This window comes from Stenotrophomonas sp. SMYL8 (assembly GCF_036320065.1).
GTDB lineage: Bacteria > Pseudomonadota > Gammaproteobacteria > Xanthomonadales > Xanthomonadaceae > Stenotrophomonas > Stenotrophomonas maltophilia_A.
Genome location: NZ_JAWIRR010000019.1, coordinates 22,325 through 44,886, shown reverse-complemented (window position 1 = coordinate 44,886; position 22,562 = coordinate 22,325). Strand labels below are relative to the sequence as shown.

The 22,562-nt window shown below is 68.2% G+C and carries 17 protein-coding genes and 2 pseudogenes; 7 read left to right on the top strand and 12 right to left on the bottom strand.

Annotation, left to right across the window (positions count from 1 at the left end):
* Nucleotides 1-95: 95 nt before the first annotated feature.
* The 5 genes from V3B25_RS15030 to V3B25_RS15010 all read right to left on the bottom strand — a co-directional run bounded on the left by V3B25_RS15030 (nucleotide 96) and on the right by V3B25_RS15010 (nucleotide 4,437).
* Nucleotides 96-1,523: an amino acid permease gene (locus tag V3B25_RS15030; protein WP_329810908.1), complete on the bottom strand. Its 1,428-nt coding sequence runs from the start codon at nucleotides 1,521-1,523 to the stop codon at nucleotides 96-98.
* Between the two features lie 177 nt (nucleotides 1,524-1,700).
* Entirely contained in the window at nucleotides 1,701-2,390 is a 690-nt protein-coding gene (locus V3B25_RS15025; protein WP_236494398.1) for a suppressor of fused domain protein, read from the bottom strand.
* Between the two features lie 5 nt (nucleotides 2,391-2,395).
* A complete protein-coding gene (locus V3B25_RS15020) occupies nucleotides 2,396-2,824 on the bottom strand; it encodes a hypothetical protein (protein WP_201117706.1) in 429 nt (142 codons plus the stop codon).
* On the bottom strand, nucleotides 2,821-3,450 hold the full coding sequence (leuE, locus tag V3B25_RS15015; RefSeq protein ID WP_005411716.1) for a leucine efflux protein LeuE: 630 nt from the start codon (nucleotides 3,448-3,450) through the stop codon (nucleotides 2,821-2,823). Before leuE ends, V3B25_RS15020 begins: the two co-directional genes overlap by 4 nt.
* A 15-nt stretch (nucleotides 3,451-3,465) precedes the next feature.
* Nucleotides 3,466-4,437 carry a LysR family transcriptional regulator gene (locus V3B25_RS15010; protein ID WP_201117705.1) on the bottom strand — a complete coding sequence of 324 codons (972 nt, stop codon included), beginning with the start codon at nucleotides 4,435-4,437 and terminating at the stop codon, nucleotides 3,466-3,468.
* Between the two features lie 91 nt (nucleotides 4,438-4,528).
* Between V3B25_RS15010 and V3B25_RS15005 the strand changes: the two genes are divergently transcribed.
* Entirely contained in the window at nucleotides 4,529-5,536 is a 1,008-nt protein-coding gene (locus V3B25_RS15005; protein ID WP_049420932.1) for a zinc-binding alcohol dehydrogenase family protein, read from the top strand.
* Between the two features lie 121 nt (nucleotides 5,537-5,657).
* Here the strand turns inward: V3B25_RS15005 and V3B25_RS15000 are convergent, their stop codons facing one another.
* Nucleotides 5,658-6,263, bottom strand: coding sequence for a glutathione S-transferase N-terminal domain-containing protein (locus tag V3B25_RS15000; RefSeq protein WP_201117701.1), 606 nt, complete (start codon nucleotides 6,261-6,263; stop codon nucleotides 5,658-5,660).
* A gap of 44 nt (nucleotides 6,264-6,307) precedes the next feature.
* Here V3B25_RS15000 and V3B25_RS14995 point away from each other — a divergent pair, with 44 nt between their 5' ends.
* The 3 genes and pseudogenes from V3B25_RS14995 to V3B25_RS14985 all read left to right on the top strand — a co-directional run bounded on the left by V3B25_RS14995 (nucleotide 6,308) and on the right by V3B25_RS14985 (nucleotide 9,021).
* Nucleotides 6,308-7,867 (top strand): DNA recombination protein RmuC, encoded by a 1,560-nt coding sequence (locus tag V3B25_RS14995; protein WP_201117700.1) that lies wholly within the window; start codon nucleotides 6,308-6,310, stop codon nucleotides 7,865-7,867.
* A 72-nt stretch (nucleotides 7,868-7,939) separates the two neighbouring features.
* Nucleotides 7,940-8,335: pseudogene (locus V3B25_RS14990) on the top strand (hypothetical protein); the annotation flags it as partial.
* A gap of 140 nt (nucleotides 8,336-8,475) precedes the next feature.
* Nucleotides 8,476-9,021 carry a glutathione peroxidase gene (locus V3B25_RS14985; RefSeq protein WP_010487473.1) on the top strand — a complete coding sequence of 182 codons (546 nt, stop codon included), beginning with the start codon at nucleotides 8,476-8,478 and terminating at the stop codon, nucleotides 9,019-9,021.
* A gap of 84 nt (nucleotides 9,022-9,105) precedes the next feature.
* Here V3B25_RS14985 and V3B25_RS14980 read toward each other — a convergent pair whose 3' ends face one another.
* The 6 genes and pseudogenes from V3B25_RS14980 to V3B25_RS14955 form a co-directional block, all read right to left on the bottom strand.
* On the bottom strand, nucleotides 9,106-10,119 hold the full coding sequence (locus V3B25_RS14980) for a VacJ family lipoprotein (RefSeq protein ID WP_049420935.1): 1,014 nt from the start codon (nucleotides 10,117-10,119) through the stop codon (nucleotides 9,106-9,108).
* Nucleotide 10,120: 1 nt separating this feature from the next.
* On the bottom strand, nucleotides 10,121-10,432 hold the full coding sequence (locus V3B25_RS14975) for an STAS domain-containing protein (RefSeq protein ID WP_032128488.1): 312 nt from the start codon (nucleotides 10,430-10,432) through the stop codon (nucleotides 10,121-10,123).
* Nucleotides 10,422-11,084 carry an ABC transporter substrate-binding protein gene (locus tag V3B25_RS14970; protein WP_010487479.1) on the bottom strand — a complete coding sequence of 221 codons (663 nt, stop codon included), beginning with the start codon at nucleotides 11,082-11,084 and terminating at the stop codon, nucleotides 10,422-10,424. Before V3B25_RS14970 ends, V3B25_RS14975 begins: the two co-directional genes overlap by 11 nt.
* A 56-nt stretch (nucleotides 11,085-11,140) precedes the next feature.
* A pseudogene (gene mlaD / locus V3B25_RS14965) lies at nucleotides 11,141-11,605 on the bottom strand (outer membrane lipid asymmetry maintenance protein MlaD); the annotation flags it as partial.
* A 59-nt stretch (nucleotides 11,606-11,664) separates the two neighbouring features.
* The gene (locus V3B25_RS14960) at nucleotides 11,665-12,414 is read right to left on the bottom strand and encodes an MlaE family lipid ABC transporter permease subunit (RefSeq protein ID WP_005414955.1); all 750 of its coding nucleotides are present in this window, start codon (nucleotides 12,412-12,414) and stop codon (nucleotides 11,665-11,667) included.
* A complete protein-coding gene (locus V3B25_RS14955; RefSeq protein WP_049462908.1) occupies nucleotides 12,414-13,202 on the bottom strand; it encodes an ATP-binding cassette domain-containing protein in 789 nt (262 codons plus the stop codon). Before V3B25_RS14955 ends, V3B25_RS14960 begins: the two co-directional genes overlap by 1 nt.
* A 189-nt stretch (nucleotides 13,203-13,391) precedes the next feature.
* Here V3B25_RS14955 and recC point away from each other — a divergent pair, with 189 nt between their 5' ends.
* Genes recC through recD form a run of 3 tightly spaced genes read left to right on the top strand, consistent with a single transcriptional unit; the run spans nucleotide 13,392 to nucleotide 22,293 of the window.
* On the top strand, nucleotides 13,392-16,739 hold the full coding sequence (recC, locus tag V3B25_RS14950) for an exodeoxyribonuclease V subunit gamma (RefSeq protein WP_329810907.1): 3,348 nt from the start codon (nucleotides 13,392-13,394) through the stop codon (nucleotides 16,737-16,739).
* Complete coding sequence (gene recB, locus V3B25_RS14945; RefSeq protein WP_329810906.1) at nucleotides 16,736-20,416, top strand: exodeoxyribonuclease V subunit beta; 3,681 nt, start codon at nucleotides 16,736-16,738, stop codon at nucleotides 20,414-20,416. Before recC ends, recB begins: the two co-directional genes overlap by 4 nt.
* Complete coding sequence (recD, locus tag V3B25_RS14940) at nucleotides 20,413-22,293, top strand: exodeoxyribonuclease V subunit alpha (protein ID WP_329810905.1); 1,881 nt, start codon at nucleotides 20,413-20,415, stop codon at nucleotides 22,291-22,293. The genes recB and recD overlap by 4 nt, the downstream gene beginning before the upstream one ends.
* Nucleotides 22,294-22,562: the final 269 nt, after the last annotated feature.

Genomic DNA, 22,562 nt, shown 5'->3' with positions numbered 1-22,562 from the left:
GGGTGATGCGCCAGGCGCAGGATTACGCTGCAAAGCAGGGCGGTTGACCGCCCTGCGGTAGTGCCGGCCAGCGGCCGGCACTACCGGTGATCCGGTTATTTCGCGATCAGCGCGTGGCGGCGGCTGTACAGGGAGTACAGCACCAGGCCGGCCAGGTTCCACAGCAGGAAGTACAGCTGGGTGCTGTGCGGCAGGCTGAGGAACAGATAGATGCAGCCCAGCGCGGCCAGCGGACCAACCACGAAGGCCAGCGGGGTACGGAAGGTACGTTCGCGGTTCGGCTCGCGCAGGCGCAGCACCACCAGGCAGATGCCCACGGCGGTGAACGCGGCCAGGGTGCCGGCATTGGCCAGCGCCGCGATCTCGTCCAGGCGGGCCACACCGGCCAGCGCCGACACCACCACCGCGGTGAACAGCGTGGTCGCCACCGGCGTGCCGGTACGTGCGTTGACCTTGGACAGGCCACGCGGCAGCAGGCCATCGCGGCTCATCACGAAGAAGATGCGGCTCTGGCCGTACAGGAAGGCCAGCAGCACCGTCGGCAGCGCGATGATCGCGATCACGCCGATCACCATCGCCGCGGTCGGATGGCCCAGCTGGCGCATGATCAGGGCCAGCGGCTCGGCGCTGTGGCCGAACACCGCGTAGCTCATCGCACCGACCGCGGCCAGCGCGACCAGCACGTAGACGATGGTGCAGCCGATCATCGAACCGATGATGCCGATCGACAGGTCGCGGCCGGGGTTCTTGGTTTCCTCGGCGGCGGTGGAGATCGCATCGAAGCCGTAGAAGGCGAAGAAGATGATCGCTGCCGCCGCCATTACGCCGTGTTCGACGCCATCAGGGCCCATCGACTTGGCAAAGCCATACGGCATGAACGGCTGCAGGTTGGCGCTGTCGAAGGCGGGCAGGGCCACGGCCACGAAGATGGCCAGCGCGATCAGCTTGAACACCACCAGGATGGCGTTGAGGGTGGCGCTTTCCTTGGTGCCGGCCATCAGCATGCCGGCCACCAGCCAGGTGATGACGATCGCCGGCAGGTTGATCATGCCGCCTTCCACGTGCGGGCCGGCCGCCAGCCAGGCGGGCAGGTGCACGTTCCAGCCGAACTGGGTGTGGACCCATTCGAGGAAGCCGACGAAGTAGCCGGACCAGCCCACCGCCACGGTACTCACCACCAGTGAGTACTCCAGGATCAGGCTCCAGCCCACCACCCAGGCGAACACCTCGCCCAGCGCGCTGTAGCTGTAGGTGTAGGCACTGCCGGCGGCCGGCATCATCGTCGACAGCTCGGCGTAGGACAGTGCCGCGCAGGCGCACACCGCACCGGCGATGGCGAAGGAGATCAGCACGGCCGGGCCGGCCAGGTTGGCACCGACGCCGATCAGCGTGTAGATGCCGGTGCCGACGATGGCGCCGATGCCCAGCGCGATCAGGTGCGGCCAGCTGAGCGTCGGGATCAGACGCCTGCCGGCTTCGTGGACGGTGACGGAATCTAGGGACTTGCGCCGGAACAGGGACATGCAGGCCTCGGAAGGGGTGACTAAGAACGACAAGTTCCCGAGTGTGACCGAACGCAGCGCAGCATTACCACTGACGGGGGGCATGCGAGGGTCAGATGCGTCACCGGCGCGGCTGTACTCCGAGCATTCTGCCGGAATCGGCACAAATGCTGGCAGGATTCGAAATGATTCGATCCCTCAAGGCGAGCCGGGAGGCGCTTGAAGCGTGAGAGCAGGGGCCAGATCGACGCTGATCCGCTGCGAATCAACCACTGGCGCCGCACCTTGGGTTCTCAACTGGGCCACCAGTACTTCGAAGCCCTGCGCGCGGCCGAACGCGTGCTCGTCCAGGGTCAACGGCAGCAGCTGCAGGAAGTCGAATCGTCCCGATGGCAGTTGCTGGGGTCCCGGGAAATGCAACGACGGAACGAAGACGGCCGCCTGCAGCATGCTCCCTGCGTGATCCACCGGCCCCCCCAGCTTCAGCCGGTCCCATGGCGCCAACGGATTGCCGGGCATGCGTGAGTGGCACAGCAGCAGGTGGTACGCGGTGAACCAGCGCAAGGTGGTCAGTGCCCAGGTCGCTTCTTCCTGCGTCTCAAGCATCAGTTCGATGCCCAACCCCGAATCGCCATCTTCGTGCCGCCCTTCCCAGGGGTTGGACAGGCCGGAGCTGACATAGATCCAGTGCCTTCGATCACCGTGCGGAGGGCAGGCATTGACGCCGACATGCAGCCAGCGCGGGTCGATCTGGTCCTGCTTGAAGACGTTGCGCAGCAGATCCATGTCGATCGGATAGATCCCCGGCCCGGTATCGCCGAACAACCGCCGGTACAGCGTCTCCTCCCGATATTCCCAGCTGCGCTCCAGCAGGGTGTCGTCGTCCATGGTGCTCACTCGGCCACCTTGCCGGGCCAGCGGCAGCCGTCTTCCTGCCAGGCCTCGACGTCATCGTGGAAGGTGGTGCGACGTCCGTCGCGGCTACGCTCGTAGCTCAGGTCCAGCACCAGCGCGCCCTGCGTGCTCAGCAGGTAGCGGCCATTGAGGCGCCCGTTGATGCGCTCTTCCCAGACGCTGTCGAACTGGTAGGGGCGGTCTTCGGCCAGCACCGTGGTCTCCATCGAAACCCGGCGCAGCAGCAGGCGTTCGCGCTGCCCGGCATAGCGAACGTCGGCCTGGCCGTCATCCAGCCAACGCCATTCCAGATGGATGCCGTCATTGCGGCCGCCGCTCAGGCAGCGATGATCCTGCGCGGTGGCCGCCGGGGCGGTCGTGTTGGCCAGAAGCAGCAGGGCGCCCATCGCCGCCGACCAGGGTTTCATCCGTTCAGCCCCAACCGGATGCCGAACCCCACCAGGAACAGGCCGGCCACGCGGCGCAGCGCATCGCTGATTCGCGGGTGCTGGATCAGGCGGCGGCGGGCCAGGTTGCCCACGCCGATCAACATCGAGCAGTAGGCGATGCTGACCACCAGGATGATGCCCGCCAGCGCCGCGAAGGTAGCAATGCCCTGATGCGCCTTCGGATCGATGAACAATGGCAGGAAGGCCATGTAGAACAGGATCGCCTTCGGATTGAGCAGGCTGACCAGGATCGCCTGCTGGAAGTAGCGGCCCGGCTGCATGCGGATCGGGCCGGCGTCGCCGCCCTCGTGCTTCGGCGTGCGCAGCAGGCTGATGCCGACCCACACCAGGTAGGCCGCACCCAGGTACTGCACCGCGTGGAACACCAGCGGGTTGGCCTTGAGCAGCGCCGCCACGCCCGCCAACGCCAGCCACATCAGGATCTGGTCGCCGACCAGCAGGCCGGCCAGGGCGGTGTAGCCGCCGCGCACGCCGCCACGGCCGGTGGCGGTCAGCAGGGTGAAGGTGCCGGGGCCGGGCAGGGCGAGAAACACCAGCACGGCGACCAGAAACGTCCACAGGTCCTGGATGCCCATCCACGGCATGGCGGCGTTCTCTTGTTACGGGGGGCCGCCATTGTCGGCCAGTGCCGCCGTTGGCGACAGGGGGCGGGTGAGGCCAGTGGGCATGCCAGACAGCAGCGGTTGCAGGTGCTGGCGCAGTTGCGCGTGCAGCTGCCGCACGGCCGGTGAGAACTGCTTGCGGTGCGGGCACACCAGCTGCAGCGGAATGCTGCTGCCAACACCGTCGAGCAGCAGCTGCAGGCGCCCGGCCTGCACGTCCTCGCGCAGGTCCAGCCAGGACTTGTAGGTGATGCCTTCGCCGGCCACGGCCCAGCGCCGGACGACGTCGGCATCGTCGCAGACCAGGGGGCCGCGCACCGGGATCACGCTGCGACGCCCTTCGACCTCGAATGACCAGCGATCGTAGGCGCGGCCGTTGAGTTGATAGACCAGGCAGTCGTGCTCGCGCAGATCCTCCAGGCGGGTGGGCGTGCCACGCCGCTGCAGGTAGCCGGGCGAGGCGGCCAGCACGCGTCGATTGCCTTCCAGCAGCGGCAGGGCGACGTAGTTGGCGTCGTCGAAGTGGCCGATGCGGATGGCCACGTCGACCGGGTCGCGGAATACATCGGCCACCTCGTCGGACAGGCGCAGGTGCAGGCGCAGCCGCGGGTGCGCAGCGCGGAAGGCGCTCAGCCAGGGCAGCAGCAGGTTGCGGCCGAGGTCCGAGGGCGCCGACAGCTGCAGGGTGCCGTGCAGCTCGGTGTCCTCGCCCTGCACGCGCGCCTGGCCCTCGCGCAGGGTGGCCAGTACCTCCTGCGCATACGGCAGGTACAGCGCGCCCTCGCCGGTGAGGCGCAGGCTGCGGGTGGTGCGCACGAACAGGCGCAGGTCCAGCTCGCGTTCCAGCCGCGCCACCGCCGCGGCGACCTGCCCGGGCAGCAGGTCGGCCTCGCGCGCCGCCTGCGAGAAGCTGCCCAGTGCGGCAGTGCGGACGAACAGCTGAAGATCGTCGAAGCGGATCATCTTCATTGCCAGAGTGAAAGTGCTGCCCGATTCTGCGCCTTTCTGCGGGAGCGCGTGCGGCGCAACCTGTCGCCTCCTTCCCCACTGGACCGCTGCCATGCGCGCCATTGCCTACACCCAAGCCGGCCTGCCGATCGATGATGCCCAGGCCCTGATCGACATCGAACTGGAGCTGCCGCAGCCCGGCCCGCGTGACCTGCGCGTGGCGGTGCGCGCGGTGGCGGTGAACCCGGTCGACACCAAGGTCCGTCGCGGCGTGGCCACCGATGGCCCGCGCGTGCTGGGCTGGGATGCGGTCGGCATCGTCGACGCGGTGGGCAGCGAGGTGACCCTGTTCCAGCCCGGCGATGCGGTCTACTACGCCGGCGTCATCGATCGCCCGGGCAGCAACGCCGAGTACCAGCTGGTGGACGAACGCAGCGTCGGCCGCAAGCCGGCCAGCCTCGACGATGCCGCCGCCGCCGCGCTGCCACTGACCGCGATCACCGCCTGGGAACTGCTGTTCGACCGCCTGCGCATCCCCGAGGGCGGTGGCGAAGGCCAGACCCTGCTGGTGATCGGCGCTGCCGGCGGTGTCGGTTCGATCCTGGTGCAGCTGGCGCGGAAGCTGACGAAACTGACGGTGATCGGCACCGCCTCGCGTCCGGATACCCAGGACTGGGCGTACGCAATGGGCGCACACCATGTGATCGACCACAGCCTGCCGCTGGCCGAGGGCCTGGCGCGGCTCGGCATCAGCGAGGTACAGCACGTGGCCAGCCTGACCCACTCCGACCAGCACTACGCGCAGATCGTGGAACTGCTGGCGCCGCAGGGCCAGCTGGGGCTGATCGATGATCCCGGCCAGGTCGACGTGATGGCGCTCAAGCGCAAGGCGTTGTCACTGCACTGGGAGTCGATGTTCACCCGGCCGCTGTACAAGACCGCCGACATGCAGCGCCAGCATGATCTGTTGAACCGGGTGGCCGAGCTGATCGACACAGGCGTGCTGCAGACCACCCTGGGCGAGCATTTCGGGCGCATCGACGCGGCCAACCTGCGGCGTGCCCACGCGCTGCTGGAGAGCCACCGCGCCAAGGGCAAGATCGTGCTGGAAGGCTGGTAAGGCCCGGTTTTTCCTGTGGAGCCGAGCCTGCGCCCGGCTCTACAGCGTTTCATCCACGCATGGCGTGGATCAGCCGTGTCGACCAAGGTCGACACCTACCAACAGCTGCGGAAGCCACTGCTCAGGCCACACCGTTGTCGACATACTCGGCGAAACCGGGCTGCTGGCGCAGGCGTTCGAACCAGGCATCTACGTGTGCCAGTACCGGCTTGCTGCCCGGCGTGCTGCGCCAGCGTTGGCTCGACAGCCCGAGCACGATGTCGGCCAGAGTGAAGGTGTTGCCCGCCACGTAGCCGTCGGTAGTGGCCAGCTGTGCATCAAGGACGCCCATCAGCCGGTTCCACTGCGCCAGGCTGGCCTCGGCACGGGCGTCATCCGGATAGTCCGGATGCTGGCGCACGCGCGCCATGAACACATGGCGCCATGCGCTGTTGAGGTCGCTGGCCTGCCAGTCCATCCACTGCTCCACCCGGGCCCGGTCCTTTGCTGCATGTGGCAGCAGATCCTCGCGACCGGCGCGTGCGGCCAGGTAGCGGCAGATGCTGTTGGATTCCCACAGCACGAAGTCGACATCACGCAGCACCGGCACCTGCCGGTTGGGGTTCAGCGTGGCCAGCAGGTCCGGCGAGGGGGCCGGTTCGTGGTGCAGGGGCAGATCCAGCCCCGCGCACAGCCACAGCACTTTACGCACATTGATGGAGGTGGGCTTACCGTACAGTTCGAGCATGGCCTGACGCAGCGTTTGAGACGGGGCCAGCCTACACTGGTGGCATGAACATCGAATTTCTCATGATCCTGGCCGTGGCCCTGCTGCTGGCGACACTGGTGGCACTGGTCATCCTGCTGCGCCGTGGGGCAGGCGACGCGTCCTCGGGTGATCTGCACCAGCAGCTGATCAGTGAACGCGAACAGCACCGGTTGGCCCTGGTCGATGCCGGCCAGCTGCGAGGCCGTCTGGACGCGCTGACTGCGGAGCTGGAAAGCGAGCGTCTGCGGGGACTGCAACACGCCGAGGCCATTACCACGCTGACCACGCAGGTCGCGCGTGAGACTGCCGTGTCAGCCAGCCGCGAGGCACTTCTGGCAGAACGCGAATCGGCCTTGGCTCAGACACGCACGGCGCTGAACGAATGCAGCGCGGAACTGCAACAGGCACAGCAGCGCTATCAGCAGCTGCACGGCGAACATGCGCGCGCGCTGGCGAACCTGCAGCATTCGGAGCAAGCCAGCACGGAACTGCGAAGCTATCTGGAGACTGCGAAGGAAAAGCTTTCGGGCGCCTTTGCTGAACTGGCCGGCAAGGTCTTCGAGGAGCGCGGACAGCAGTTCGAAAAGAACGTGCGCCAGGCCACGGTGCAGTCGCGTGCGGATATCGAAGGTCTGCTGAAGCCGTTCGCCGACAAGCTGGGTGATTTCCGCATCCGGGTCGATACCCTGTATGGCGAGGAAGCCCGCCAGCGGGCCAGCCTGCTCGGCGCCGTGGGCGAATTGAAGACGCTGAACCAGGATATGGCCGCGCAAGCGTCCGCCCTGACCAATGCGCTGAAGGGCAGCGCCAAGGTCCGCGGCGACTGGGGCGAACTGATGCTCGACAACGTGCTGCGTGGGTCGGGTCTGGAAGAGGGCGTGCACTATCAGCGGCAGAAGCACGCCGTGGACGATGACGGCGCACGTCTGCGCCCGGACGTGGTCGTGCAGTTCCCTGACGAACGCAGCGTAGTGATCGATAGCAAGGTCAATCTGATCGCTTGGCAGGAGGCGATGAACGCTGCCACTCCGGAGGAATCCGAAGATGCGCTGCGCCGCCATGCCGTCGCGCTGCGCCAGCACGTCAAGGATCTCGGCGAAAAGAACTACCCCAAAGCACTTGGCACCGAGACGCTGGACATCACCATCGCCTTCGTTCCCATCGAAGGTGCATTGTCCGCCGCGCTGGGTGCCGATGGCAGCCTGCAGGCCTACGCCTTTGACAACCGCGTGGTGTTTGCTTCGCCCAATACGTTGATGGCCCTGCTGCGCGTGGCCGAGCGCCTGTGGACGCGCGACAAGGTGCAGAAACAGGCACTGAAGATCAGTGAGGCAGGCGGGTTGGTGCTGGACGCACTGACGGGCTTCCTGAAGGACTTCAGTGACATGGGCAAGAAGCTGGACGATGCTGGCAAGGCCTACGCCGATGCACGCAACCGTCTGATCGATTCGCCGCAGTCGGCCATCAGCCGTGCGCGTCGACTTGCCGAACTGGGCAGCAAGGCCAAGCGCGCGCTGCCGCCGGAGTTGACCCCGGATCCGATGCAGCAGCTGACTGCCCCGGAGGGCGGCGAAGAGACCTGAGTGCACTGACACACCACCTGCACCATGCAATGCGTATGCTGGTGGTCTCGATTATCGCCTGCAGGTCCGACCATGCGTCTGCGCTTCCTTGCCAGCCTGGCCCTGGCCGTCCTGTTGTCGGCCTGCAGCAGCACGCCGCCCGCCGCCGATGCGGCGGCACAGCCGGCGGCGGCAGACACGCCGGAAGCCACCGAGGCCTACCAGGAGGCGCGCGACGTCGACTGCCAGGCCGCCGGTGGCAGCCTGCAGCGGCTCGGCCGGCTGCAGCGCGAGCAGTGCGTGATTCCCTATGCCGATGCCGGCAAGGCCTGCAGCCGCAAAAACGAGTGCACGGGCCAGTGCCTGGCCGGTCCCGAGGTGGCCGCTGGCAGCGCCGCTACCGGTACCTGCCAGCGCGATGTGCGCCAGAACTTCGGCTGCCGCCAGCGCATTGATGACGGCAAGGCGCAGGGCACGATCGGGGTGGAGTTCGGGTGGGCCGGCCCGCTGGCCGGCACCCGCTTCCACCCTTGCGAACGGTCGCACGATTGCCGGCCAGCGGCCGGCACTACCGCCATCGCGCGGCGCTATGCTGGTGGGCCATTCCCCGCTGTTGCCGGAGCCCCCGCGTGAGCACCCCGATCCAGGACATTTCCCTCACCACCATCGACGGCCAGCCGTCCTCGCTTGCCGACTACCAGGGCAAGGTACTGCTGCTGGTCAACGTCGCCTCCAAGTGCGGCCTGACCCCGCAGTACGAAGGCCTGCAGGCGCTGTATGCGGAAAAGCACGCGCAGGGTCTGGAAGTACTGGGCTTCCCCGCCAACAACTTCCTCGGCCAGGAGCCGGGCAGCGAGGCGGAGATCCAGCAGTTCTGCCAGCTCACCTACGACGTCAGCTTCCCGATGTTCTCCAAGATCAGCGTGGCCGGTGACGATACCCATCCGCTGTACCAGCAGCTGACCGCCGCCCAGCCGCAGTCGATCGGCGAAGGCCCGCTGCGTGAGCGCCTGGCCAGCAAGGAGATCCCGATCCACGCAGCACCGGCGGTGCTGTGGAACTTCGAGAAGTTCCTGGTTGGCCGCGACGGCAAGGTCATCGCGCGTTTCGCCCCGGACGTGGCTGCCGATGACGCGCGCCTGCGCGAGGCCATCGAGGCAGCGCTGGCGGCCTGAGGAAAGCGTGCCAACCAAGGTTGGCACCTACCGGAAAAGAAAAACCCCGCCGAGGCGGGGTTTTTCATGCGCTGCAGACCGGACTCAGTGCGTCCACTGCGGCATCGGCATCGCATCGACCGGGATCGGCGAATTGGCATCGTCGTGGCCACGGTCGCGCTTGCTGCGCAGATCGTTCTCGATCTGGTAGTTGCGGCGCTGCATCCACGCATCGCGTACCAGCGAGTACTCGTCCACGGCGGTGTCACGCAGGTCGTCGATTGCCAGCAGCTGCGCGCGGGTATCGACCAGCTGCATGCCCTGCAGGCCGATGCGGATCTTGTCCTCTTCGATGCGGCGGATCGGCGACAGCGGAATGTCACCGGCCAGGCCGAACACATCGCGCACGGTGCGAGGGCCGAAGAACGGCAGTTCCACGTAACGCGAACGACGCCAGCCCCAGGCACCCAGGGTCTGCCCGAAGTCCTCATTGCGACGCGGCACCATCGCCTTGCTGGCCGGATCGAACAGGCCGCCGATACCCAGCGTGCTGTTCATCAGGAAGCGGCCCAGGCTGTCCCACGCATCGGCACCACGGCCCTGCAGCAGCTGGTTGGTGATGGTCACCGGTGCGCGCAGGTTGCTGAAGAAGTTGCTGACGCCGGTGCGGGCGAAGCGCGGCACCACGTGAGTGTAGGCCGTGGCCAGCGGGCGGGCGATGCCACGGTCAACCGCGTTGTTGAACGTGTGCACCTTGCGGTTGAACGGTTCCCACGGATCGTAGGCTGCCGCGCTGCCAGTGTTGCCGGCACCGCCGTAGAGGGCATCGAAGTCGTCGTCACCACCGGGGGCGGTCGCCGCCGCGGCCCTGGCCGCATCGGTGTCGGCGCTGCGGGCCGGTGCGGATGGCGGCGTGGCCGGCGCAGGTGCGGCAACCACGGCTGTTGCCGGTGCGGCATCGACCGTAGCGGTATCGGCGGTGGCGGCAGAGGCCTCGGCGATGGTGCTGGCCGGGACCACGGTGCTGGCTGCGGGCGCATCGCTGCGTGCGGGCTTGCCGGCGCAGGCGGTCAGGGCGGTGGCCAGGACGATCAGGGGGAAAGTGCGTACGACGTTCATGTCAGCTCGCAGCAGAAGTAGCGTTGAAATCCAGGTCGGGCGACAGCCGGTAGGCTGCGCTCAGCTCGTTGTAGCCGGCCGGCGCGCCGGAGACTGCCAGCGGGTGACCGCTCTTGCGCGCACGTGCGGCCAGCTCGGCCAGCAGCGCCAGGCCGGCGCTGTCCACGCGTTCGACCTCACCCAGCTCCAGCCGTGACAGCTTTGCCGGCAGGGCCTGCAGCTGCGGCCACAGTGCGATCACCGCGGCACGGTCGAGCACCCCGCGCAGGCGCAGGGTGTCGCCTTCCAGCAGCGCCAGTGCGTTACTTGCCATTGCCCGCGGGCCCGGCCTGCATGCTGCCGCTGTGCAGTTCGTTGGCCACCTGCTTGATGCCCTTCTGGCGCAGCGGGGTGTCGAACTGGTTGCGGAAGGTCTGCACGTAGGAAATGCCTTCGATGTTGACGTCGAAGATCTTCCACTGGCCGTTCACGTTGCGCATCCAGTACTCGACCGGGGTCGGTTCGTTGCCGGCGCGCACCAGTTCGGTGCTCACGCGCACGCCACGATTGCCCGGCAGCGGGCTTTCACCCTTCAGGCGGAAGCTCGGCTTGCCCTGGATGTTGAGCAGGGTGGAGCCGTAGCGCTGCATCAGGCTGTCGGCCATGGCATCGGCGAACAGCTTGATGTCGGCGTCGGAGGCGCCGCGGGCGTGCGGGCCCAGCACCAAGCGCGCGGCGTAGTCGCGGTCGAAGGTGCGGGTCAGCTCGCTGTCGATGTAGCTGCGCAGGCTGGCCGGGTTGCTGGTGAACTCGCTCTTGCGCTGCTGCAGCGTGGACAGGATGCGGCTGCTGGCATCGATCACCACCTTGCCGGCCTGGCTCTGCGTTGCGGCAGCGGCCGGCGCAGCGGCCTGGGCCTGGGCCAGGAACGGGGTGGCCGCCAGCAGCGCCGAGGCGAGCAGGGCCGGGATCAGTTTCATCTTCATGGTTGCGGTTCCGTTGCAGGCGCCTGCGCGCCATCGTTGGGCTTCTGAGCAGCGCCGCCACCGGCACCGCCACTGAACATGTACTTGCCGACCAGCTGGATCAGGTCCACCGCTGGCTGGGTGAAGACGATCTCGTCACCGGCCTTCAGCACGTCCGGATCACCGCCCGGCTGCAGACCGATATAGCTCTCGCCGAGCAAACCGCTGGTGAAGATGCCGGCCGAGGTGTCCGCCGGCAGGTCCTTGACCTTGCTGTCCATGCGCAGGGTGACGATCGATTCGAACTTCACCGGGTCCAGGTCGATCGAAGCGACCTGGCCGACAGTGACGCCGCCGATCTTCACCGGTGCCTGCTTGCGCAGCTGGCCGACCTGGGAGAAGCGTGCCTTCAGGTCGTAGCCTTCGCTGCCCCAGCTCCAGCGCTGGTTGGTCGAGGCCACGGCCAGCACCATCAGCGAGGCCAGGGCCAGCAGCAGGAAGGCGCCGACGGAAAATTCGAGTCTGGGACCGCGGATGGCCATGTGGATTACCTGATCGAGTCGTTGTGGCCGCGCGCGCCTGCGCACCGCCGGTGGAGGGGTTAGGTGAACAACATTGCCGACAGCACGAAGTTGAACATCAGCACCAGCAATGAAGCGTTGACCACCGCACGGGTGGTCGCCACCGAAGTGCCTTCAATGGTCGGCTCGGCGTGGAAACCCACATAGGCGGCAACCAGCGCGGCAGTGCCGCCGAAGATCGCCGACTTCAGCATTGCCACGCCGAAGTCGTCCCAGAAGTCCACGCTGTTGCGCAGCGCCGACCAGAACACGCCATTGTCCAGGCCCAGCACGTGCACCGCTTCGAAGTAGCTGGCACTGATTGCAAGCGAACAGAAGATGCCGGTCAGCAGCGGCACGGTCAGCACCGCCGCCCAGAAGCGCGGCGCCACCGCCTTGGCAACCGGGTCGATCGCCATCAGCTCCAGCGCCTTGATCTGGTCGGTGGCACGCATCAGGCCCAGTTCGGCGGCGATCGAGCTGCCAGCGCGGCCAATGAACAGCAGCGCGGTCAGCACCGGTGCCAGCTCGCGGTACAGCGACAGCCCGAGCAGGGTCGACAGTGCGTCGGCCGCACCGAAGGTGGTCAGCGTGCGGTAGCCCTGCAGGGTCAGCACCAGGCCGACGAAGGCACCGCCGACGGCGATGATCGGCAGCGAGCGCGCACCGATCTTGTAGATTTCGCGGGTCAACTCGGCCAGGAAATCACGGGTCGGCAGCGAACCGCGCAGCACGGTCAGCGAGAACAGGCCGGCACGACCCAGCGAGCGGGTGGCTTGAACGAACGGCATCAGGCGACCCTCGCGCGCGGCGCGGCATCGAACGGGATGGGGCCATCGGGCTGGCCGTGCAGGAACTGCCGCAGCAGAGGGTCCTGGCTGGACTGCAGTGCCTCGGGCGTGCCCTGGAACACGATGCCGCCATTGGCGATCGCGATCACCTGGTCGCAGATCGGCAGGGTCTCGTGCACGTGGTGGCTGACGATGATGCTGGTCAGGCCCAGGCTGTGGTTGAGGCGCTGGATCAGGCTCATGATCACCCCCGAGGCGATCGGGTCCAGCCCGGTCAGCGGCTCGTCGTAGATCATCAGCGGCGGGTCCAGCGCCAGCGCGCGGGCCAGCGCCACGCGGCGCGCCATGCCACCTGACAGCTCGCGCGGCCAGGCATCGGCGGCGGCCAGCAGGCCCACCGAATGCAGCTTCATCTGCACCAGCCGGCGCAGCACGGCGGTCGGCAGGCGGGTGTGCGTACGCAGCGGCAGCGCCACGTTTTCCGCCACGGTCAGGTCGGTCAGCAGGCCGTTGCCCTGCAGCAGCACGCCCACGCTCTTGCGCATTTCCAGCAGCGCGCCGCTGTCATGCGGAATCGGCTTGCCGAACAGGGTGACCTCGCCGGCGACCGGGCGCAGTTCGCCGGTCAGCGCCGCCAGCAGGGTCGACTTGCCGCTGCCGGACGGACCCAGAACGGCGGTGATGCTGCCCTTGGGCACCTGCAGCGACACGTCGCGCAGGATCGTGCGTCCGCTCCGGTCGATGCGGACGTTGGATAACTGCACCAGACTGGAGGTGGAAGCCGACATGGGCACCATTAACGTTTTTTAGACATCGAAGGATCGGGCCCGTCGGCTGAACATAAGCAGACTGGACGGTGCAGTATTGTTGCACGACAAGCCTCGGCGGAGGCCGGGACAATCGGCCGGCGTCCCGGAACAATCCGTACCGCTCGCGGCCCAACCATTGAATACTGCCTGCGGTCCTGCACACTGTGCATGATGAGTGACCCAGGCAGCGATTTCCGCCTCTACCATTCCAACTCCCTGGACGTGCTGGCCGCGCTGCTGGCGCGCAATGTGCGTGCGCCCGTTCCTGGCCAGCCGCTGCTGGCACCGGAAGTGGTGCTGATCCCGCAGGTAGCGATGCGGCGTTGGCTGCAAGCGACACTGGCCGCCGAGTTCGGTGTGGCTGCGAACCTCGAATTCCTCACCCCGGGTGAGTTCGTGGCGCGCGCGCTGAAGGCCAACGTCAGCGGCGAGCAGGACGACCTGGACGCGGCCGGCCTGCATTGGAAGCTGTACCAGGCCCTGCGCGACCCGGCGTTGCTGGCGCAGCCACCGATGCGCGCGCTGCAGTCCTATCTTGCCGGCGATGACGCATTGAAGCCGTGGGCGCTGGCTGGCGAGCTGGCCTCGGTGTTCGAGAAGTACCAGGCGTGGCGCCGCGACTGGCTGCTGCGCTGGGCGGCCGGTGCCGATCCGTCCGATCCGCAGGCGATCCTGTGGCGCACCATCACCCACGGCCACGACTACCGCGCGCGCCGCATCCAGGAATACCTGGACCGTTTCGAAGGGGCCGGCCAACCCTTGCCGAAGGGCTTGCCACCGCGCATGTCTGCGTTCGCGACGCTCAACATCTCGCCCGATGTGCTGCGGGTGATGGCCACCCAGGCACGTGTTGGCGAGCTGCATTTCTATATGCCCACCCCGGTGCAGTCGTACTGGGGCGATCTGCAGACCCTGGCCGAGCGCCTGCGCAGCGGCGCGCCCGATCCCTTCGGCGAAGCAGCCGGCGAAAACCGCCTGCTGGAAGCTTGGGGCGCGGCCGGGCGCGACTTCATGGCGGTGCTGGGCAGTTACGAGGTGGTGCACCCGGCCGGCGAAATCGCCGCCTATTCCGATCCGGAGGACGACACCCGGCCGACCCTGGACGAAGGCGGCCTGTCCGACAGCCTGCTGCATCGCCTGCAGCGTGACCTGTTCCACCGCCGCGCACTGCCCTCGGGTGAGCTGCGTGCCGGGCTTCGCAGCGACGACCCCAGCCTGCAGGTACACGCCTGCCATACCCGCCTGCGCGAGTTGCAGGTGCTGCACGACCAGCTGCGCAGCCTGCTGCAGGACCCGCGCTTCGACCCGCCGCTGCAGGCGCGCGAGATCGCGGTGCTGGCGCCGGACATCGATCCCTACGTGCCGTACCTGGAAGCGGTGTTCGGCGGCCGTGGTGGCGAGGAGGAGGACATCCCCTATGCGCTGGCCGACAGCAGCCCGCTGGCCGGTGAACCGCTGGCTGATGTGTTCGTGCACCTGCTGGGCCTGCCTGTCTCGCGCTTTGGCCTGAATGAAGTGCTGGACCTGCTGGCCAGCGCGCCGCTGGCCGAAGCGGCCGGGCTGGAAGCGGTGGACTTCGACCGCCTGCATGGCTGGCTGCAGCAGGCCGGTGCACGCTGGGGCCTGGATGCGAAGCACCGCCACCAGCACCAGGCGCCGGCGGACGACGCCTACACCTGGCAGTTCGCGCTGGATCGCCTGGTGCTCGGCCATGCCACCGGCAGCGAGGCCGACCTGGCCGGTGTCGCACCGTGGATCGAACTGGAAGGCGGCGCGCTGGACGCGCTGGACCGGCTGCTGCGCCTGCTGCGCGTGCTGGCCATCTACCAGCGTCGCCTCGGCGAGCTGCTGACCCCGGCGCAATGGCGACAGCGCCTGCTGTCGTTGCTGGATGCACTGCTGCCCTCCGCGCCGAGTTCCCCCAACAGCCAGCGCGCGCTGGAGCGCCTGCGCAAGCTGCTCAACCAGTTCGCCGAGGATGCTGCCAAGGCCGGCTTCGCGGAAGGTGTGCCGCCGGAGGTGGTGCGTGCGCACTTCGCCGGCGCGCTGGGCGAGGCCGATACGCGCGCACCGCTGCTGACCGGTGGCATCAGTTTCGGCCGCATGGTGCCGATGCGCCTGCTGCCGTTCCGGGTGATCTGCGTGCTGGGCCTCAATGATGGCGATTTCCCGCGCCGTGACCCGGCGGCCGGTCTCAACCAGCTCACCGCCGAACTGGACACGCCGCGCCGCCGACCGGGCGACCGCTCCACCCGCGAAGACGACCGTTTCCTGTTCCTGCAGCTGTTCGCCGCCGCGCAGGAGGTGTTCTACCTCAGCTACCTCGGTGCCGATCCGCGCGATGGCAGCGTGCGCGAGCCGTCGGTGCTGGTCAGTGAACTGATCGATGCCGCCGCTGCGTATCACCTCGATCCGCCTGCGGCGGTCCGCAACTTCACCGTGCGCCATGCCTTGCAGCCGTTCTCGCCCGCCGCGTTCGGTGACGGCGACCCACGCCGCTTCAGCTATCGCCGCCAGTGGCATCCGGCGGCCGGTCGCCTCACCGGCCAGCGCGGTGGACTGCAGCCCTGGTTCGACGCACCGCTGCCGCCGCCGCTCGACGATGCGGTGGAGGACGAGGTCGCGCTCGATACCCTGCGCCGTTTCCTGTGCGATCCGGCCGGACAGTTCCTCGCACAGTCGCTGGGCCTGCGCCTGGCCGACGATGTCGAGGAGGTCGATGACCTGGAACCGCTGGTGCTGTCATCGCGCGGCCCGGAAAAGCGCAGCGTGCAGGCGGCGGTGGTGCGTGCCACGCTCAGCGGCGATACCGAGCCGTTGTACCCGCGGCTGCGCGCGCGCGGCCTGCTGCCGTCCGGCCCATTGGGCGAGCGCCAGTTCGAGGGGGAGCAGTTGAAGACGCGCCCGTATGCCAGTGCGTTGCTGGGCTGGATGCAGGGCGAACCGCTGGAAAGCCGTCGCTACGAAGTGGACATCGACGGCGTGCGCCTGCATGGCCGCGTGGCCGATCGGCATCCTGAAGGGCTGGTGCGCCTGCGCGCCGGCACGCTCAATGGCAATGCAGTGATCCGCCAGGGCCTGGACTGGCTGCTGGCCAACGCCGCCGGCGATGCGTTGCCGCTGGTGCAGTTCCACGATGGCGGTGACGCCGGGCCCGGCCCGCATGTGCTGCCAGCACTGAGCGCCCCCGCTGCACGCACCGCGCTGCGTGCGCTGCTGCAATTGCGCGAGCGCGGTCTGCGTGAGCCGCTGCGCTTTGCCCCGTATACCGGCTGGGTGCTGTACAACGCGCCAGCAGAAAAACAGCGCAGCGAAGGCTGGAAGCAGTGGCATGGCAGCGACCGCAGTTGGGGTGAATCCAGCAGCGACGCCTGGCAGCTGCTGCTGCGCGGTGCCGACCCGTTTGCCACCGATGCCAGCTATGCCGAGCTGCTGCGCAACAGCCAGGTGGTCTTCAGCGCGGTGCGCGAAGGCCGCACTCTCGGTACCGAAGCACGCCAGGAGGGCAACGCATGAACACCGCCATCGCTGATCAGGAAACCCAGCGTATGGCGGGCGATCCCTACCTGGCCCTGCCGCTGGACGGCATCCGCCTGATTGAAGCCAGCGCAGGCACCGGCAAGACCTTCACCCTGGCCACGTTGTTCACCCGACTGGTGGTGGAGCAGGGCCTGCGTATCGGCCAGATCCTGGCGGTGACCTTCACCGATGCCGCCACCCAGGAACTGCGCAAGCGCATCCGCGAGCGCCTGGCGCTGGCCGCGCGCCTGGTCGATCTGGAACCGGCCGAGGGCGAAGCGCCAGACCTGCGGTTGACCCGCGAGGTACTGCAGCGCCATCTACAGGGCGGAACCGAAAGCGCTGCCGCACTGAAACGCCGCCTGCAGGTGGCTGCCGACGAGATCGACCTGGCGTCCATCTTCACCATCCATGGCTTCTGCACCCGCGTGTTGCGCGAGCATGCGCTGGAAAGCGGCCACACCTTTGATCCGCCGGAACTGCTGGCCAGCGATCGTGAACTGCTGGAGGAGCTGGCCGCTGATCTGTGGCGCGTGCATGCCAACGACCCGGCCACGCTGGAGCCGCTGACCTGGCTGTGGTCCAACCCGGATGCGCTGGCCGCAGATCTGCGCGCGCTGCTGGGCACGCCGCCCCTGCACCCGTTGCCACAGCCGGTGACGCTGGCTGATCCACACCCGGCGCTGCAGAGCGCGGCCGAGGCACTGTCCGCAAGCGTGCGCGAACATGGCGATCAGTTCTTCATCGACCTCTGCGATGCGGTCGACAACAAGTGGATCAACGGCGTGTCCTACAAGCTGGGCTGGCTGCATCCGCTGGGCCGGCAGATGCTGGCCTGGGCCGAGCGCGGCGACCCGCGCGAGCTGCTGGCCAGCGAGCGCCTGCCGGCGCTGCTGCCGGAGGTGCTGGCCGACAAGACCAACAAGAAGTCCCCCGACCGCACGCCATCGTCGCCATTGCAGGCGCCGTTGGCGCGCTATGTCGCGCTGCTGGCCGAACGCGATGCATGGTTGCGTGGTACCGCGTTGAACTTCCTGCACGCGCTTCGCGCCGAAGCCACGCAACGCCTGCAGGCGCTGAAGCGCACGCGCCGGGTGCAGACCTACGACGATCTGATCGATGGCGTGGCGGTGGCGCTGGAAGGCCCGCAACGGCTGACACTGGTGAAACAACTGCGTGCGCAGTACCGCATCGCGCTGGTCGATGAGTTCCAGGACACCGACGATCGCCAGTGGGGCATCTTCCACACCGTGTTCGGCGATTCGCCGGAGGTGCGCGAACTCGGCCTGGCGCCGGCACTGTTCCTGATCGGCGACCCCAAGCAGGCGATCTACGGCTTCCGCGGCGGTGATATCCACACCTACCTGAAGGCCAAGCAGGTGGCACAGCAGGCGCCGGTGCTGGACCAGAACTTCCGCTCGCGACCGGCGGTGCTGCGTGCGTTGCAGGCGCTGTACGACAACGGTGGCGAAGACGCCTTCCTCGAGCGCGACATCCAGTTCGAGCCGGTGCGTCCCGGTGGCGTGCGCAGCGATGAGGACTACCAGCGTGATGGCCATACCGCCACGGCACTTACCCTGCGCGTGCTGCGCAGTGGCGGTGACAAGGCGATGAGCGCCGACGCCTCGCGTGAGGCCGCGACCCAGGCCTGCGTGGCTGCGATTCACCAGATCCTGGTCGAGGCGCGTGCGGGCAATGCCGTGTTGCGTGGGCGCCCGGTGCAGCCCGGTGATATCGCGGTGCTGGTGCGCTCGCATCGCGAGGCCACGCTGGTGCAGCGCGCGCTGGCAGCGGTCGGCATTCCCGCCGTGGCGGCCGGCAAGCAGAGCCTGTTCGCCACCAGCGAAGCGCGTGATCTGCGCGCGCTGCTGCTGGCACTGCTGCAACCCGCCGACGAAGGCCGCCTGCGTGCGGTGCTGGCCACCGTGCTGCTCGGTCAACGCGCCAGCGCGATCGCGGCGATGGAACGCGAGGGCGACCTGCAACGCGAGTTCCAGGCACAACTGCTGCACTGGCGTGAGCGCTGGCAGCGCGGCGGACCGTTCGCAGTGATCGCCGACGTCTGTGCCGCGCAGGGCGAACGCCTGTTGGCGCTGATCGATGGCGAGCGCCGCCTGACCAATTACCTGCAGCTGGGTGAACTCCTGCAGGAAGCCGCGGCGCAGGCGCTGGGCATGCATGGCCTGCTGGACTGGCTGCAGGGGCAGATGGCCAGCGCTGATCAGGATGACGAGCAGCAGTTGCTGCGCCTGGAATCGGATGCGCGCCGCGTACAGATCATCACCCTGCACAAGAGCAAGGGCCTAGAGTACCCGCTGGTGTTCCTGCCGTTCGTCGGTATCGACGGCGGCGCACCGAACACGGCCTCGCACTGCACTGTGCACGTCGGTGGCCAGCGCCAGCTGCACTGGAAGCTGGACAAGGACGATGCGTGGGCGGCGGCAAGTGCCCAGCGCGAGCGCGAGCAGCGCGCCGAGGATGCGCGCCTGCTGTATGTGGGACTGACCCGTGCCGAGCATGCGCTGTGGATCGCCGTGGGTGATCTGGCCGGGCTCGGCAAGACGCGGCTGGCGCCGCTGCTGGGTGACCTGCAGGCGCTGCGCGCGCACGCCGATGTGCACATCGATGACAGTGAGGCAGCGGCCGCGCTGCCGCAGCTGGCGGCCGAAGTGGAAGGCGACCTTCCGGCGGTGCGTGCCCTGACCCGGCGCGTCCCGCACGACTGGTGGGTGTACAGCTTCACCCAGCTGGCGCATGCCGATGCGGGCGCCGGCAGTGATATCGAGGCCGCCGCCACCGAGCTGCCGGCGCCCGCCGCCGACGAACCCGCGGGCCCGGAACTGCCGCTGGAGCCGGCGCTGCCGGAACCCGCTGCGGCGGCCGAGGAGAGCACACCGGTCGACCCGCGCTTCATGGGTAGTCGCTTCGGCAACGTGCTGCACGAAGCGATGGAGAACGTCGATTTCGCTGCCTGGAGTGACTGGAAGCCGGGTCTGGAAGCCCCGGAGGGCCAGGCCGAGGTGCTGCGCAAGGCGCTGCACGACGAAGGCTATGCCGATGCCGATCTGGACGATGGCGTGGCGGTGCTGGTGCCGCTGGTCGGCCACACGCTGACCGTGCCGCTGCCCGAAGGCGGCGCGCTGCACAGCCTGGGTGAAGGCGAGCGTCGCGCGGAAATCGACTTCCACTTCGCCATCGAACCGACCACGGTACCGGCGCTGCTGCAGGTGCTGCATGCACATGGGGTTTCCAGCACGCGCCGCGGCTTCGGCCAGCGCCGCCGCCTGGAAGGGCTGATGACCGGCATGATCGACCTGACCTACGTGCGCGACGGGCGCTGGTACGTGCTCGACTACAAATCCAACCGCCTGCCCGGCTACAGCCCGGACCTGCTGGCCATTGCCATGCGTCACAGCGAGTACGACCTGCAGGCGCTGATCTATACCGTGGCCCTGCATCGCTGGCTGCGTTTCCGCCTGGGCGCGGCCTACGACTACGAACGCGACATGGGCGGCATCCGCTACCTGTTCTGCCGCGGCCTGGACGCTGCCGGCAATGGCGTGCATGTGGACCGCTTCCCGCTGGCGCTGGTGGATGCGCTGGATGCATTGTTCGCCGGTGGAGAGCAGGCCCAGGCCGAACTGGCTGCGCGTGCCCGTGGAGCCAGCGCATGAGCCTGCTGCAGGAGCTGTATCGCAACGGCCAGCTGCGCACTCTCGATCACGCACTGGCGACCAGCCTGCAACGCTTGCGGGAGGACACCCCTGACAGCGTGGCAGTGGCGGCTGCGCTCGCTTCGCTGGCGGTGTCGCAGGGCCACGCTGCGTTCGATCCGGCACAACCGCAGCGGTTGCTGGAAGGCGTGCCTGTGTGGCCTGCCGCGCAGGACTGGCTGGCACAGCTGCGCGCATCGCCGTGGGTGGCGACGCCGGAGCAGGCCGTTGCCATCGCCGACGATGCGCCGCTGGTGCTGGAGAACGGCCTGCTCTACCTGCGCCGCTACCGCGAGTACGAGCGTCAGCTGGCGGCTGGGCTGCAGCGCATCGGCCGGCATCCGCTGCCGGCGCCGGACATGGCAGCGTTGGCGCCGTTGTTCGCGCAGCTGTTCCCGCAGGCACTGGGCGGCGAAGATCACCAGGCACGCGCCGCCGGCGTGACCCTGCGCCATCCGCTGGCACTGGTCACCGGCGGCCCCGGCACCGGCAAGACCACCACCATCGCGCGCCTGTTGCTGCTGCTGGCGGCGCAGGCCCGGCACGCCGGCCAGCCGCTGCCCGAAGTGGCGCTGGCCGCGCCTACCGGTCGCGCCGCCGAACGCATGGCCGAGAGCCTGCGCGTGGCCGTGCAGCGCCTGCAGGAACAAGGACTGGACCCGGCGCTGTGCACGGCGCTGCCCAGTACCGGCACCACCCTGCATCGCCTGCTCGGGGTGATTCCCGATTCGCCGCGCTTCCGCCACCACGCCGACAATCCGCTGCCGGTGGACGTGGTCGTAGTCGACGAAGCCTCGATGATCGATCTGCCGATGATGGCCAAGCTGGTCGACGCGATCGCCAGCGGCACCCGGCTGATCCTGCTCGGCGATCCCGATCAGTTGCCCTCGGTCGAGGCCGGCGACGTGCTCAGTGCGATCCTGCGCGCCAGCGGTGATGGCATCGGCACCCGCGCCGATGACGCGCAGGCACTGCATGGCCTGCTGGCACCGGCTACCTTGCAGCCGCGGGCCACACCACGCGCCTTCGCCGGGCGCCGCGTGCAGCTGCAGCGCGGCTACCGGCAGAGCAATGCGCTGGACCTGGCACCGCTGGCCCATGCCGTGCGCGAGGGCGACAGCAGCACCGCGCTGCAGCTGCTGCGCAGTGGTGAACTGGCCGGCGTGCATTTCCACGAAGGCGAAGCCGATCCGCTGCGTGGCCAGCGCGAGCACCTGCTGGGCCACTGGCGTGCACTGGCCGATGCGGCCGATCCAGTGCTTGCCCTGCAGCAGGCCGGGCGCCTGCGCGTGCTGACCGCACTGCGCGAAGGCCCGCAGGGCGCGCGTGGGCTCAACAGCCGCATCGAACAGCTGCTGGCCGGCAACACCCCCGGCTACTTCCAGGGTCGCCTGCTGCTGGTCACCGAGAACAGCTACCGTCATCGCCTGTTCAACGGCGATATCGGCATCTGCCTGCGCGATGGTAGCGGCGCGATGGTGGCCTGGTTCCCTGGCGACAGCGTCGACCAGCCGCGAGCGTTCCACCCGGCGGCACTGCCCGCGCACGAAAGCGCCTTCGCGATGACCGTGCACAAGGCACAGGGCTCGGAGTTCAACGAAGTGTGGTTGCAGCTGCCGCGCCAGGACAGCCGCGTGCTGTCACGCGAACTGGTCTATACCGGCCTGACCCGCGCCCGCCAGGTGCTGCATGTGGCCGGCAGCGCGGACGTGCTGCAGGCGGCGTTGAAGCGCCATGCCAGCCGGTTGGGTGGTCTGGCCTGGCGGCTGGGTGTGGAAGAAGTGGCCGAAGCACCGGCGCGTATTGAACAGCCCACGGTGCAGGGCACATTGTTCTGAAACGGGCGCGATGCGCCCCCTGTAGAGTCGAGCCATGCTCGGCTGATGGGCCATGGAGTCGAGCATGGCTCGACTCTACAAAAGCGTACTTCGATCATTCCGACGTTCATCCACGCATGGCGTGGATCTACCGTGTCGACCAAGGTCGACGCCCACCAGAGCAGAACGCCGTGCCGACAGATCGCAGGAAACTGTCGAAGGTGGGGTGGGTCCGGTTGCGGGGGCGTGAGCCGCATGGATGCGGCGACCGAGCTTACATGGACGTACTT